The organism is Chryseobacterium sp. MA9, assembly GCF_024399315.1.
Lineage (GTDB): Bacteria > Bacteroidota > Bacteroidia > Flavobacteriales > Weeksellaceae > Chryseobacterium.
The window spans coordinates 4,016,662-4,031,220 of the sequence record NZ_CP075170.1; the positions used below are offsets into that span (position 1 = coordinate 4,016,662).

Consider the following 14,559-nt stretch of genomic DNA (forward strand, 5'->3'; position numbering starts at 1 on the left):
TATTTTATAAAATAATTGACAAATGCTTACGTAATAAGTATTTTGATTAGTGTTGTCGTAAAACAATTGCGTTTATTTTGAATTTTAATTAATTTTAATTAATTGTTTTATATTTCACGTTTAAGTGTATTTTTAAAAGTAAATAATTTTATATTTTCTTATGATTTGTAGAATATTTTTTATAATAAATCAATCTGTAATACAATCTTAAATGCGAGGGATAAGATGCGGATTTTCTGTTCGATTTCTTTTTTATGCTTTTTCCCTAATAATATGTTCTGAATGAAAGCTTACAAAAACCTGAATACTTATGTTTTGAAAAGGGCCCAAGTTAAATGTAATGGTTTTCTTATTTTAACACTCATTTTTATCGTTTGTTCCTAAAAACCGAACGGGAATAGGTATAAAAAAATCTATCCCAAATTTGGGATAGATTTTTTTATATAATTTAAAAATATGTATTAATAAACTCTTAATCCTGATCTTGCGCCAGAAGAGGCTACTACAGACTGCATTCTTGTTTTTTGCCCTGAAGAGAACATAAACATAGCTGCATCATCTACATAATCCATGTAGTTCATAAACATTACAGATCTTTGTACACCACTGCAAGTATTGTATAGAGGGTAAGAAGGTTTTCCGTAATTCGCTGTAGTTTGTGTAGGAGTATCGCTTACCAGGTCGTTTCCGCAATTAGCATCTCCCCAGATGTGTCTTAAGTTTAAATAGTGGCCTACTTCATGTGTTGCGGTTCTTCCAAGATTGAAAGGTGAAGATGCACCGGTTTTTCCAAAATAAGGAGCACCAATTACAACACCGTCATTCCATAATCCAGCAGATTCCGGGAAAGTAGCATATCCAAGAATTGTACGGCCTTGGCTTGTCATTTTCCCTACGATCCAAATATTTAGGTAATTGGTAGGATTAGTAGCATCAATTCCTCCTTTGGATGCTTTTTTCATATCATCATTAGTAGCCCAGCTTGTTTTTGTGGTGGATTTTCTAATGGTATTTACCAGTCTGAATTTTACTTTTGTATCACCAGAACTTACAGGTTGAAATTCGGTGGGTATTTTGTTTGCATCACTGTTGGTGCCAGAATAGTCAGCATTCAATACTGCAATCTGTTCAGCGATTCTTGCATCAGAAACATTTTCTGCTGTAGTTTTGTATACTACATTTACAATGACAGGGATTTCTACCGTCCCATCGGCAAGAACTTTTCCAACTTTCAGATCATTTGCGAATTTTTCTGTATTGGTTTCCAACGCGGAAAACCTTTGTTGAAGTTCAGGACTTTTTTTCAATGCTTCCTGTCTAATTTCTTCAGAAGCACAGCCTCTTTGGGCTAGCCCTGCAGTAGTTGCTGCTTCGTCGGTTGTGTTTTCGTTTTGATTGGTAATGCTGTCATTGTTACATGCAGCCATTAAACTGAGCATAAGAGCTCCAAATAATAGTTTTTTCATATCAAAATCATTTAGGTTGAGGATGTGAAATTATATTATTTAAAATTGATATGCAAATGTTTTTCTTATTTCTTTGTAAAATGTATAATTATTTTGTTGTTTAGTTGGTTATAGTTTAATATTATTTGCAAGTTGTTGAATTTTAATCAATATTATAAAATGTGTTATTTTTTTTTGTTTTTGATTGATTTTTATGAATACTTTTCGTTTAAATTTATTTTTAAAAGATTTTTTTTATGATGAATTTTAGTTTGCAAAGCCATTTTTAATAGCAAAAACAGCGAGCCCGACACGGGTTTTCAAATCCAACTTTTCACAAAGCTGATCGCGATAGCTTTCCACTGTTCTTGGGCTGCAGCACATTCTGTCCGCAATTTCCTTATAGCTGAGTTCTGTTACGGTGTATTTAAGAAATTCTTTTTCTCTGTCGGAAATTCGTATGGCTATTTCAGCTTCTGTTTCTTTATTAAGATTAGAGAAAATAATTTTAGAAGCCCAGTCCGGATAAAAGAAGCCATCACTGCTCAATCGGGTAAGTGCTGTTTCCAGATCTTTTGGGTGGGTATTTTTTAGAAGGTAACCTTTTGCTCCGCTTTTGATCATCTTGATCACACTGTTGTCGTCGCCCTGCATACTAAGCGCCATAATCTTAATGGCAGGATGATTTTTTGTAAGCCAGGCAGCGGTTTCAAAGCCGTCCATAATGGGCATACTGATATCCAAAAGAATGATGTCCGGAATGGTATTTCCTTCTTCAATTTTTTGGATGAGGTCTTTTCCGTTTTCGCATACATAGATCACTTCAAACTCGTTGAAATTACCAATAATGCCTTCCAGGGCTTTTGCAATAAGTATATGGTCGTCAACAATTACAATAGATTTCTTCATGACTGCTTTTTTAAGATAATATTGATGTGGGTTCCTGTATTTTTCTGGCTTTCCATATGAAAATTTGCTCCTATGATTTCAGCTCTGTTTTTCATATTCGTAAGACCTATTCCGTTGGATTTAATCTGTGAAGTATCAAACCCAATTCCGTCATCACGGATATCAAGTTCCCAAAGGACGTCTTCTGAAGTATTCAGGCCAATAAAAATATTTTTACAACGGGAATGTTTTATGCTGTTTTGAATGAACTCCTGAGTGATTCTGAGCAGCATATTTTTATGAACAAAGCCTAAATCAAGTTGTTTAAAATTATGTTCAAAGCTGACAATACACTTTTTGAAAGAATTGGTATTGTCCACTTCTTCCTGTATCAAAGTTACAATTTCCTTCTGGTTGATGTTGTCATCCGTCAATGTTTTTGATAAGCTCCGAAGATCCTGAAGAGACTGGTTAATGATTTGTGAAACCTGATCTATTCTTTCACTTGCTTCAGAAACTTTGTTTTCATACAGCATCTGCTGTACATACAGGCTGACAAGGGTTAGTTTCTGTCCGATATTATCATGCAGTTCCCGGCCGATCTGCTGCATGGTGGCCTGCTGGATTTCCAGTTGAGTGGCCAAGAGCTCTCTCTGATGAATTTCATTTTTCATCTCAATTTCACTCAGATATTCTTTTTTGCGCTGTCTGTAGCTTCGGATATAGATTAGTACTGCCGTTACAAACATAACAAAGAGTATGTTAAATAGAATGATAACTGTTAAGAGCTCTGTTTTCCCCATATAAATGAACTTGCAAATAAGATATACATTACTGAAACTGAGATCAGAAAATAACTAAAATATATATCCCAGATTTCCTTGTATTTTACCAGAAGTGATAGAAATGCCATGAAAGGTAAGGTTCCTATATATGATAGTGTAATACCAAGATTAATGTAAAACATTTTGTTTTTATTGAAATTGAGAATCTCTTGTGAAGTAATTTGTTTGTAATACTCCATTATTACCAAAAGCATCAAAATAAGGCAGCCAAAAGTATAATTGAAAGCAAATACAATTTTACTTTTGGAAAAATATAATTCGTTGGGGATAAATGAAAGCAGATATAAAATGGATAATATCCAAAATAATCTGAGTTTTCCTAAAGATTTTGCAGCATATAACCAGTAAAAAAATATAAACTGGATTGGCATTAAAAGGTAGTTATAATACTGAGCTTTGGTAAAATGGACAAAGCTTCCCCATTTACCGTAAGCTTCCCCAAGAAAAATAAATACCAGATAAAACACAAAAAGTTTCCAATGTTGTTCTTTTAAACGGTTATAATGGATGAGTGCTATGACTGCAGTAAGTCCTTCAGCCCAAAGTAGACTTTTTTGTGCAAATTCCTGGAACTCTGTCATACAGTGTTAAGTATATATATTACAATTAATAAGACTGGCCTATAGGAGCTTTTGGTGGAACAAGCACTCCATTGTTCTCTCCAAGACCGGTGTCATCGCCAAGAGGTCCTCCGTCACCATCATCATTACCAGATGGAGTGAAATTGCGCGAGTTTAATGCTAAATTTGAATTCTCACCATTAGCTTGGAAAGGGTTAAAATCAAAGTCAGCAAGCTCTCCTGTTTCACTGGCTTTTTTCACTGTTGGAATCATCACTAAAGTATGTCTTCCGGCATATTCTACTGGTACAGGGTGGGAGTCCATTATAGACCAGTTTTCCTGCTTCGGATAAGTAGCATAATAAAATCTGATTCCCAGATCTTCTGCAGAGGTATCAGGATTTACTTTTGCAGCTTCCTCTTCAATTTTTGCTATAAAATTTTTTAATTTCGGAAGGTCAAACCAAATGGAATATGCGTCTTCTATTCCTAAAGCGGCATTGATAACATTTAAATGATTTTGACGGTAATTGTCAATCAGAGCCTGGATAAGACTATTTGACATTATTCCAGGTTGTAGCGGATTGTTTGATTCTGTATTCATAGCTTAGCAATATTTTACGGATGAAATTCAATTAATATGTAATATGCAAATTTCGGAAAAAATATGCTAGAAAATGTATTAGCGAATTGGGAATTATACTGTTATTTTTACCGTGTTTTTACGGATTGCATGTAAAGTGTAACAATTTAAGGTAAATCAAACGCAGTTTTACTCCATAAAAAAGCGGAGAAAGTATATTTCTCCGCTTTTTTAAATGCATGGATATCTTCTCCGGTCCTTGCAAATGTTTCCGGTTGTACAGCAGAGATTAGGAGGACAGTTCATATTTTCGTCACACATGATGATGGCGGCAATAATTCCGCCGTCGATATTCTTTAAATCTTTTCTCTTAAGCTTTTTCATACTGATTTTATTTTAGTTATTAGTAGAGTAAATATACCATTATTTCACTTAATAAGGAAAAATATAAAAAAATAAGTGCTGCAGATTGTTCTACAGCACTTATTCACAAAAATAATGTATATGAAAAAAAACTATTTTATTGTTCAGTAGGCCTGAAAACCAAACCTGTTTCTACAAAGTAATCCAGAGTAATTCTGTCTCCGTCATTTACATTTCCTGCAAGAATTTCTTTGGAAAGTTTGTTTAATACCTCCTGTTGGATAACTCTTTTCAACGGTCTTGCTCCGAAAGCAGGATCGTAGCCTTTCTCCATCAAATAATCTACCGCATCCTGAGTGAAAGTCATAATGATGTTTCGTTTAGACAACATTTCATTGAAGCCTCTCAACTGATACTGAACGATTTTTCCGATTTCTTTTTTTCTTAAAGGCTGGAAGAGTACGATCTCATCAATTCTGTTCAGGAATTCCGGACGCAGAGTCTGTTTCAAAAGATCAAAAACTTCATCTTTCGTTTTATCCACAATTTCATCCTGGTTTTCCTCAGTAAGATTTTCAAAATTCTCCTGAATCAGGTGTGAGCCTAAATTCGAGGTCATAATGATGATTGAATTTTTAAAATTAACCACACGTCCTTTATTGTCTGTCAGACGCCCATCATCCAGAACCTGAAGCAATGTGTTGAAAACATCAGGGTGTGCTTTTTCAATTTCGTCCAGAAGCACTACGGAATAAGGTCTTCTTCTTACCGCCTCAGTCAATTGTCCGCCCTCATCGTATCCTACATATCCCGGAGGAGCTCCTACCAATCTCGAAACACTGTGGCGTTCCTGATATTCACTCATATCAATTCTGGTCATGTTGTTTTCATCATCGAATAAGAACTCAGCCAATGCTTTTGCCAGCTCGGTTTTACCCACTCCGGTTGTTCCTAAGAATAAGAATGAACCAATAGGCTTTTTATCATCACTCAATCCGGCTCTGTTTCTTCTGATAGCATCTGCAACTGCTTGGATGGCTTCATCCTGTCCTACCACTCTGTGATGCAGTTCAGATTCCAGATTCAATAACTTATCTCTTTCAGATTGCAGTAATTTGGTTACAGGAATACCTGTCCATTTACCAATCACTTCAGAGATATTTTCTGCAGTAACTTCTTCTTTGATCAGCTCATTCTGATGGTTCTGCATTTCAAGCTCCATTTTGGTAAGCTCATCCTCTTTTTCACGAAGTTTTCCGTATTGGATTTCCGCTACTTTTGCATAATCTCCGGATCTGGAAGCTCTTTCTGCCTCATGTTTCAGAGATTCAATATCTTTTTTGATCTGGGTAAGATCTTCACTTTTTTGTTTTTCTTTCAGCCATTTGGCATTGATCTCATTTCTCTGCTCGGAAATTTTTGCAATATCTTCCTTCAGATGATCAATTTTGGTCTGATTGCCTTCTCTTGAAATGGCAGCCAATTCAATTTCCAGCTGCATCAGTCTTCTGTCCAGAACATCCAGTTCTTCCGGCTTGGAATTGATTTCCATTCTCAGTTTAGCAGAAGCTTCATCAATAAGGTCAATGGCTTTGTCCGGCAGAAAACGGTCTGAAATATATCTTTGAGACATTTCCACAGCCGCAATAATTGCTTCATCTTTGATTCTTACCTTATGGTGAGCTTCATATTTATCTTTAATACCACGAAGGATGGAAATAGCAGATTCAGTATCCGGTTCTTCCACCATTACTTTCTGGAAACGTCTTTCCAATGCTTTGTCTTTTTCAAAATATTTTTGATATTCATTCAAAGTAGTGGCTCCAATGGCTCTTAACTCTCCTCTTGCCAAAGCTGGTTTTAAGATGTTCGCAGCGTCCATGGCTCCTTCACCACCTCCGGCTCCTACCAAAGTATGGATTTCGTCAATGAAAAGAATAATCTGTCCGTCAGATTTAATGACTTCATTCACAACGGATTTCAAACGCTCTTCAAACTCACCTTTGTATTTGGCTCCGGCGATCAAAGCTCCCATATCCAATGAGAATAGTGTTTTATCCATCAGGTTTTCTGGAACGTCACCGTTGATAATTCTGTGGGCAATTCCCTCAGCAATGGCTGTTTTACCTACACCAGGTTCCCCGATTAGGATTGGATTATTTTTTGTTCTTCTGGAAAGGATCTGTAAAACCCTTCTGATTTCTTCATCACGTCCGATTACTGGATCCAGTTTGCCTTCTGCTGCTAATTCGTTGAAGTTTTTAGCATATTTATTTAAGGACTGATAAGTTTCTTCTGAACTTGCAGAAGTAGCTTTACTTCCTTTTCTTAATTCTTTGATAGCGCCTTCCAACAAATTTTTGGTTACTCCCATATCTTTCAGCATTTTGGAAACTTCCGAGCTGGTTTCTAAAAGAGATAGCCATAAATGCTCAATAGTTACATATTCATCACCCATCTTTTTGGCGATGTTGGGTGCGTCCAGCAATACTTTATTGGCAGATTGTGAAAGATAGATGTTTCCTCCCTGTACTTTTGGAAGTTTTTCTAGATTTTCACGGTTTCGCTCTCTTACTAAATTGGCATCTGCTTCAGATTTCTTTAGTAGGAAAGGCGATATATTTTCATCCACCTGGAAGATTCCTTCAAGGAGATGTTGAGGTTCAATACTTTGGTTACCCAATTCCATGGCAATCTGTTGTGCTGCCTGGATGGCTTCCTGTGATTTTACTGTATATTGGTTCAAGTTCATATTTTATAGATTTTTGGTAATGATTTGTTCAAAGTTTAGTTTTTAAAAAACATCAAGAAACCAAATTTTGAGGCTCAGTTTCTTAATGCCATCAATTATTTAATCATTTATTCGATGATTGTATCGCAAAAAGTGTTCAATTATTAAATTTACAAAAAAATAGGACAAATTTTCCGGATATTGTATTTTTAACGGAAATTTAACTTGACAAATTTTCCGATTTCGTAATAATTTCTTTGAAATCCATGAACAATTAGTCATACCATGATAAGGAACTTCTATGGGATAAATTTGAAAACGGGTGAATTTGCTTGATCCAAGTGTTAAATTTCAGCTTTTTATTTTAGAATAATTACTTTTGCATTTTACCAGATGGAACTAAAAGAAAAACAGAGAAAAATATTAGATGTAGCAGTAGAGCTTTTCAAAGAGAAAGGGTATATGGGAAGCTCGGTAAGAGACCTGGCTACGAAACTCAATATCAAGGCGGCATCGCTGTATGCACACATCCGTTCAAAGGAAGAAATTCTGGAATGGATTTGTTTCGGCATTGCTCAGGAGTTTTTCGATGAACTTCAGGAAGTAAAAAATACAGATATTGCTCCAAGGGAAAAACTGAATTTGCTACTGGATAAACACCTATCCGTTGTTCTTAAAAACCGTGATGTCACTCATATTTATTCCAATGAATGGAGACATCTGGAAGAAAGGCTTCCCGAATTTGTAGAGCTGAGAAAAAATTATCAGCAGGAAGTTGAAAAACTGATTTCTGAGATCTACAGTGCAGAAAACTGGGAACTGAAATCACCATCATTTACTACAAGATTTATCCTTCATACTTTAAATAATTCTTATTTCTGGTTCAAAAGAAGCAGCGATTCTACTGATAAAATTACTGATGAAATCAGGGAAAAAATTCTTTTCGGTTTATTGGGAAATCAAAGGTCATAGCCTTTGATAGAAAGGAATCGTTAGTATATTTTACATTATACTTTTTACAAAATTAAGTAGCTCAGCTTATATTTTGTTATTTAGAATCATTCAAAATCTGACAAAAGTCATAAAAATTTTGTCAGATAGCAAAATCTTTTTAAATTTACACCTAACAAATGTTAGTTAGTTTTATGGATTTTGCAGTTGAATATCTGGAGCTGGGTCAGTTGAGACAGCTTCAATCCGACCGGTTGATGAGTTTGATCAGCTATTTGGGGGAGAAGTCGGAATTTTATAAAAAGAAATTTGATGAATTACAAATATTTCCTCAGGATATAAGGTCGATTGAAGATATCAGGAAACTTCCTATTACTTATAAACAGGATTTAAGAGATAACTATCCATTTGGTTTATTTACCGTTCCTAAAAATGAGCTTCAGCGCATTCACTGCTCAAGCGGAACAACAGGAAAACCAACGGTGGTAGGATACACCAAAGAAGATGTAGACCTTTTCAGCGAAGTAGTAGCAAGATCTTTAAATGCTGCAGGAGCGAAACCGGGAATGCAGCTGCATAATGCTTATGGTTATGGGATTTTTACAGGAGGATTAGGACTTCATTACGGAGCAGAAAAACTGGGGATGAGTGTTCTTCCTATTTCGGGAGGAATGACGGCGAGACAGGTAGATCTGATTGTAGATTTTAAGCCGGAAGTGATCTGCTGCTCTCCATCATATGCTTTGACTATTGCAGATGAATTTGCCAAAAGAGGAATTTCTGCAGATGAAATCAGTCTTAAATATGCTGTGCTGGGCTCAGAGCCATGGACGGAAATTATCAGAGGCCACATTGAAGAAAGATTAGGTGTTCATGCAACTAATATTTATGGGTTGAGCGAAATTATCGGTCCCGGAGTTTCGATGGAGGATTTCGAAGAAAAAGGAGGTTCTTATATCTGGGAAGATCATTTTTACCCTGAAATTTTAGATCCGGTTACCAAACAGCCGGTTCCTTTCGGAGAAGAAGGTGTATTGGTGATTACAACATTAACGAAGAAAGCAATGCCACTTCTTCGTTACTGGACCAATGATATTACAAGCCTTTACTATGATGAAAATGCTAAAAGAACAATGGTGAAAATGAAACCCATTGTCGGAAGAGCAGATGATATGCTGATCGTAAGAGGAGTAAATGTCTATCCAAGCCAGATTGAAGATGCTTTTTCCTATGTGGAAGGAGTGGTGCCCAATTACTATCTTACGCCTATTGAAAAAGAACATATGTGTGTCGCTTTGGATATTGACATTGAAATTGATGATGAGCTGGTAAAGACGCAAAAAATAGAAGCAAATACCGATGATTATTTTAATTTTGTCGGGAACTTTGGAAAAAACATAGAAAACGAAATAAAAAAGCGGGTAGGAATCACAACGAAAGTGAAAGTTCATGCCCAGGACAGCCTGCCGAAGTGCGAAGGTGGAAAAATTAATAGAATACTTAAAAAATAATGAATTCATTTTATAAACTTAAAACAGTTAAAGTTCAGAAAGACACTTCCGAAGCAGTCAGTGTGGCGGTGGAAATTCCTGAAGAACTGAAAGATAAATTCAGATTTAAACAAGGACAGTATCTGAATTTCCGAATGATGATCAACGGAAATGAAGAAAGACGTTCTTACTCTATCTGTAATGCTCCGAGTGAAAAGAGCAATACGCTGGAAGTATTGGTAAAGCTGCTTGAAGGTGGCAAAGTATCAGGCTATTTCAATGAGCATCTTCACATGGATGAAGTACTGGAAGTAATGCCTCCAATGGGTGGTTTTAACACTTCTTATCATCCTACAAACGTAAAAACTTACGTTGGTTTGGCTGCAGGAAGCGGAATTACTCCTGTTTTATCCAATATTAAAGAAAGCCTTTATCAGGAACCCAAAAGTACTGCTTACCTGTTCTATAGTAACAGAAGCATGAATCATATTTTAAGAAAAGCTGAAATAGATAAACTGGTAGAACATTTCAATGGAAGATTGAAAGTCATTTATCTGGTAAGCCGTGAAAAACATGAAGATCCCGTTTTTGAAGGAAGAATTTCTTCTGAAAAATTAGAGCAGTTATTTGAAAGATACACAGATATTGATGTAAGAGAAGCTACTTATTTCATTTGTGGACCTGCAGATATGATCAAAGGAATCGCAGATTACCTGAAAAAAGATAAAAAAGTACCTGCTATCCAGGTGTTATTTGAATATTTCACTGCTCCTGATGAAGAAAATACGGAGGAAATGAGCGATGAATTCAAGGCCATTGCCAATATTGAAAGTATGGTAACGGTAATCATTGATGATGATGAATATTCGTTCCATCTTAATTCTAAAAAAGAGAGTATCTTAGATAAAGCATTGAAAGACAATCTTCCTGTGCCTTTTGCATGTAAAGGAGGAGTGTGCTGTACGTGTAAAGCGGAAGTTTTGGAAGGAGAAGTTTTCATGGAGAAAAACTACGCACTTACCGAAGAAGAAGTAGCCAGAGGCTTCGTTCTTACCTGTCAATGTCACCCGACAACAAATGTGGTGATGCTTAATTATGATGTTTAAAAATTAATGTAACAATGTAACAATTTGCCAGTGTAACAATCATTGGTACATTGCTAGACTGATACATTGCTAAATTGAAAAAATTATGGACTTAGAAAAATTTGTACAATACGTACATGACGAAAATAAAGTAGAACCAAAAGATGTAATGCCCGATGATTACAGAAAGCTATTGGTTCGTCAGATTTCACAGCACGCCCATTCTGAAATTGTAGGAATGCTGCCGGAAGCTAACTGGATTTCCAGAGCACCTTCATTGAGAAGAAAAATGGCCCTTTTAGCTAAAGTTCAGGATGAAGCAGGTCACGGATTATATCTTTATTCTGCAACAGAAACTTTAGGAGACGGAAGCATCAGAGCAGACAGAGATGCTACTTATGATGATATGCTGGAAGGAAAAGCAAAATACTCAAGTATTTTCAACTATCCTACCTTAAGCTGGGCAGATATAGGAGCTATCGGTTGGCTGGTAGATGGGGCAGCCATTATGAACCAGGTAATGCTGATGGGGAATTCTTACGGCCCTTATTCCAGAGCAATGGTGAAAATCTGTAAAGAAGAATCTTTCCACCAAAGACAGGGATATGAGATTTTAATGGCGCTTTGCCGTGGTACCAAACAACAGAAAGAAATGGCTCAGGCTTCATTGAACCGTTTCTGGTGGCCGGCTTTAATGATGTTCGGACCCAATGACGACAGCTCACCGAACTCGAAGATCTCTATGAATTACAGAGTAAAAAGAGAAAGTAATGACAGCCTTCGCCAGAGATTTATTGATGTTACCGTTTCTCAGGCTGAATTCTTAGGATTGACTGTCCCGGATAAAGACCTGAAATGGAATGAGGAAAGACAACATTATGATTTCGGAGAGCTTCCTTGGGATGAGTTTATGGAAATCTTAAAAGGAAATGGTCCTTGCAACAAAAAGCGTATCGAAACCAAGAGAAAAGCTCAAAGAGAAAATTCCTGGGTGAAAGAAGCGGCGATAGCTTTTGCAGAGAAACAAAACGGAAAGGTAAACTAAAAGATTAATGAAGATCTTATTTCAGGTATTATTTTTCTTTATTATTTCAGTTTTGAAAGGACAGGATATAGACAGACTTGCAAATATCCCTTTTACAATAGAAAATAAGAAGGAAATAAGAATTTATCAAGGCCCCGGAACTGCAATCGGAGGAAAAATTTTCAGAATTTATCAGGGAAAAGATAAGGATTGGAAAGCTGAATTGATACAGTGGTTTTTACCTTACTATATAAGCAAAGGTGAATCTAAAATGATACCAGGTAAAGTTACACAACTAAAATCTAAAGATGTACTTGAGAAAGCTTTTGTAACTTTAGAAGCCATGAATATCGGTTATCTTCCTAAAGAAGACCTTTTCAGATATAAAATGTCCCAATCGAAGGCAGTATATGATAATGATGAAAAAGGGTATGTATTGTTTACCCGGGAACACAGTATTACGGACGGTGTCGATTTTTTAGTAAAATACAAGTCAAATAATAAAGAGAATGAATTTCATTATTCTAATCCTGAAAGTTATTTAGAAAATACTCCAGGAATTGATGAATATGAAAGTTTCATGATAATTTTAAAATACATTGAAGCAAATTTCAATATTAAGTTAGATTAAAAAAATAAGATAATGAGTCAATTAGATATGTGGGAAGTGTTTATTCAAACTAAACCGGGATTATCTCACAAACACGTTGGAATTGTACAGGCACCAACAGCAGAAATGGCTTTGCAGAACGCAAGAGATGTTTATACAAGAAGAAAAGAAGGAACTTCTGTTTGGGTAGTTCCAAGCAAATATATTGTGACCTCAGAAGGAGTTGACAAGGAAGCATTCTTCGATCCGGCTGATGATAAATTATACCGTCACCCAACTTTCTACGACATTCCAAACGATGTAAAAAATATGTAATAAGACTTTTGAGATAATAGACAGATAGATAAAAGACCTTAAGGTTTACTTGTCTATTTTCTATCCATCTATCATCTATCCGTCTTTAAATTGATTAAACAATGAACCCATTATATAATTATTTATTAAAACTAGCAGACGACAGTTTCATTATGGGGCAGCGTTTGTCTGCATGGTGCGGTGAAGGTCCTTATTTAGAGGAAGATATTGCATTGACAAACATTGCGCTGGATGAGCTGGGCCAGGCTAATAACTTTTATGTTTACGCTTCAAGAGTAATAGACAACGGTAAAAGTGAAGATGATTTAGCCTTTTTAAGATACGAGCATGAATATGTAAATGCACACTGGACAGAACTTCCAAACGAAGATTATGCTCAGACCATTCTGAAAGTGTACGTTTTTGCTGTGTATCAGAAACTGATGTACGAGGCATTGTCAAACTCTGCAGATGAAGAACTTTCGGCTATTGCTCAGAAATCATTAAAAGAAGTAAGATATCATTATACTCATGCTGCATCATGGATGAAAATTTTCGCCCAGGGAACAGAAGAAAGCAAATCACGTGTCGTAAAAGCAATTGAAGACATCTGGGAATATACAAAAGGTCTTTTTGCTAAAACAGAAGGCGAAGATGATCTTATTTCTTTGAACATTGCTCCCAATGCAGATGCTCTTTACGAAGAATTCCTTGCCATTACCAAGAAAGATTTTGCAGATTTCGGTTTAGAATATCCTGTAAATCCTTTCATGCAGCCAAAATCAAGAACGGGATATCATACAGAGTATTTCGGATTTATTCTTTGTGAGCTTCAGTATATGCAGAGAGCGTATCCTGGGTGTACCTGGTAATAAGTTATGAAGAAGATGCTTCTGCGGATATTGGCTTTTTTTCTTGCAGCATATGTGATATTATGTGTTGGGATTTATTTCTATCAGGAGAAAATCATTTTTTATCCTGAAAAATTACCGGAAAACTATAAGTTTACATTTGATGGTGATTTTGAAGAAGTAACAATCAGAACACAGGATGATAAGCATTTGAACTCTGTATTATTTAAAGCTCAAAAACCGAAAGGAGTCATCTTTTACCTTCATGGCAATGGGGGATCAATAAAAGGCTGGGCAGAGGTAGCACAGTTATATCGCAGTATGAATTATGATACATTTATACTTGATTATCGGGGCTACGGAAAAAGTGAAGATAAAATTAATAGTAAAGATCAGCTTTTTTCGGACGTTGAAAGTGCTTACAAAGAGCTTTTGAAAAGATATCCGGAGAACAAAATTATTATTTTAGGATATTCTGTAGGAACAGGGTTGGCTGCAAAATTAGCATCAATGCATAACGCAAGATTATTGATTTTACAGGCACCTTATTACAGTATAGAAGATGAAATGAGCCAGAAATTTTCATTTCTTCCGAAGTTTTTACTGAAATATAATTTTGAAACTGGTGAATATTTAAAAACCGTTAAGTCGCCAGTAGTTATTTTTCATGGTAATAAAGATGAGGTTATTCATTATAAAGCATCTTTAAAACTTAAAAATAATTTAAAAAAAGGTGATAGCCTGATTGTATTAAAAAATCAGGCTCACAACGGAATAACAGATAATTTGGATTATCAGAACGGAATGAGAGTAATTCTTGATTTTGATAAAAAATAAAA

General features: G+C 35.7%; 15 protein-coding genes. 8 read left to right on the forward strand and 7 right to left on the reverse strand.

Going from position 1 to position 14,559, the window contains the following annotated elements:
* Nucleotides 1–461 precede the first annotated feature (461 nt).
* The 7 genes from KIK00_RS18320 to clpB all read right to left on the reverse strand — a co-directional run bounded on the left by KIK00_RS18320 (nt 462) and on the right by clpB (nt 7,436).
* The gene (locus KIK00_RS18320; RefSeq protein WP_255813755.1) at nt 462–1,466 is read right to left on the reverse strand and encodes a zinc metalloprotease; all 1,005 of its coding nucleotides are present in this window, start codon (nt 1,464–1,466) and stop codon (nt 462–464) included.
* A gap of 246 nt (nt 1,467–1,712) precedes the next feature.
* Entirely contained in the window at nt 1,713–2,354 is a 642-nt protein-coding gene (locus tag KIK00_RS18325; RefSeq protein WP_255813756.1) for a response regulator transcription factor, read from the reverse strand.
* The gene (locus tag KIK00_RS18330; RefSeq protein WP_255813757.1) at nt 2,351–3,082 is read right to left on the reverse strand and encodes a sensor histidine kinase; all 732 of its coding nucleotides are present in this window, start codon (nt 3,080–3,082) and stop codon (nt 2,351–2,353) included. The genes KIK00_RS18325 and KIK00_RS18330 overlap by 4 nt, the downstream gene beginning before the upstream one ends.
* A gap of 32 nt (nt 3,083–3,114) precedes the next feature.
* Nucleotides 3,115–3,759: a hypothetical protein gene (locus tag KIK00_RS18335; protein ID WP_255813758.1), complete on the reverse strand. Its 645-nt coding sequence runs from the start codon at nt 3,757–3,759 to the stop codon at nt 3,115–3,117.
* Nucleotides 3,760–3,784: 25 nt separating this feature from the next.
* Nucleotides 3,785–4,342 (reverse strand): hypothetical protein, encoded by a 558-nt coding sequence (locus KIK00_RS18340; RefSeq protein WP_255813759.1) that lies wholly within the window; start codon nt 4,340–4,342, stop codon nt 3,785–3,787.
* Between the two features lie 210 nt (nt 4,343–4,552).
* Nucleotides 4,553–4,705, reverse strand: a complete 153-nt coding sequence (locus KIK00_RS18345; RefSeq protein ID WP_255813760.1) for a hypothetical protein — start codon at nt 4,703–4,705, stop codon at nt 4,553–4,555.
* 136 nt (nt 4,706–4,841) lie between these two features.
* Nucleotides 4,842–7,436 (reverse strand): ATP-dependent chaperone ClpB, encoded by a 2,595-nt coding sequence (gene clpB, locus KIK00_RS18350; RefSeq protein WP_255813761.1) that lies wholly within the window; start codon nt 7,434–7,436, stop codon nt 4,842–4,844.
* Nucleotides 7,437–7,808: 372 nt separating this feature from the next.
* Between clpB and KIK00_RS18355 the strand changes: the two genes are divergently transcribed.
* From KIK00_RS18355 to KIK00_RS18390, 8 genes are all read left to right on the forward strand, one after another.
* A complete protein-coding gene (locus KIK00_RS18355; RefSeq protein ID WP_255813763.1) occupies nt 7,809–8,387 on the forward strand; it encodes a TetR/AcrR family transcriptional regulator in 579 nt (192 codons plus the stop codon).
* Nucleotides 8,388–8,560: 173 nt separating this feature from the next.
* A complete protein-coding gene (locus tag KIK00_RS18360; RefSeq protein ID WP_255813764.1) occupies nt 8,561–9,877 on the forward strand; it encodes a phenylacetate--CoA ligase family protein in 1,317 nt (438 codons plus the stop codon).
* Nucleotides 9,877–10,962: a 2Fe-2S iron-sulfur cluster-binding protein gene (locus KIK00_RS18365; RefSeq protein WP_255813765.1), complete on the forward strand. Its 1,086-nt coding sequence runs from the start codon at nt 9,877–9,879 to the stop codon at nt 10,960–10,962. The genes KIK00_RS18360 and KIK00_RS18365 overlap by 1 nt, the downstream gene beginning before the upstream one ends.
* An 85-nt stretch (nt 10,963–11,047) precedes the next feature.
* Nucleotides 11,048–11,986 (forward strand): 1,2-phenylacetyl-CoA epoxidase subunit PaaA, encoded by a 939-nt coding sequence (gene paaA, locus KIK00_RS18370; RefSeq protein ID WP_255813766.1) that lies wholly within the window; start codon nt 11,048–11,050, stop codon nt 11,984–11,986.
* A gap of 7 nt (nt 11,987–11,993) precedes the next feature.
* Nucleotides 11,994–12,596 carry a hypothetical protein gene (locus tag KIK00_RS18375; protein ID WP_255813767.1) on the forward strand — a complete coding sequence of 201 codons (603 nt, stop codon included), beginning with the start codon at nt 11,994–11,996 and terminating at the stop codon, nt 12,594–12,596.
* Nucleotides 12,597–12,608: 12 nt separating this feature from the next.
* Nucleotides 12,609–12,890 (forward strand): 1,2-phenylacetyl-CoA epoxidase subunit PaaB, encoded by a 282-nt coding sequence (paaB, locus tag KIK00_RS18380; protein ID WP_034712733.1) that lies wholly within the window; start codon nt 12,609–12,611, stop codon nt 12,888–12,890.
* Between the two features lie 101 nt (nt 12,891–12,991).
* Nucleotides 12,992–13,741 carry a 1,2-phenylacetyl-CoA epoxidase subunit PaaC gene (gene paaC / locus KIK00_RS18385; protein ID WP_255813768.1) on the forward strand — a complete coding sequence of 250 codons (750 nt, stop codon included), beginning with the start codon at nt 12,992–12,994 and terminating at the stop codon, nt 13,739–13,741.
* Nucleotides 13,742–13,747: 6 nt separating this feature from the next.
* Nucleotides 13,748–14,557 carry an alpha/beta hydrolase gene (locus tag KIK00_RS18390; protein ID WP_255813770.1) on the forward strand — a complete coding sequence of 270 codons (810 nt, stop codon included), beginning with the start codon at nt 13,748–13,750 and terminating at the stop codon, nt 14,555–14,557.
* Nucleotides 14,558–14,559: the final 2 nt, after the last annotated feature.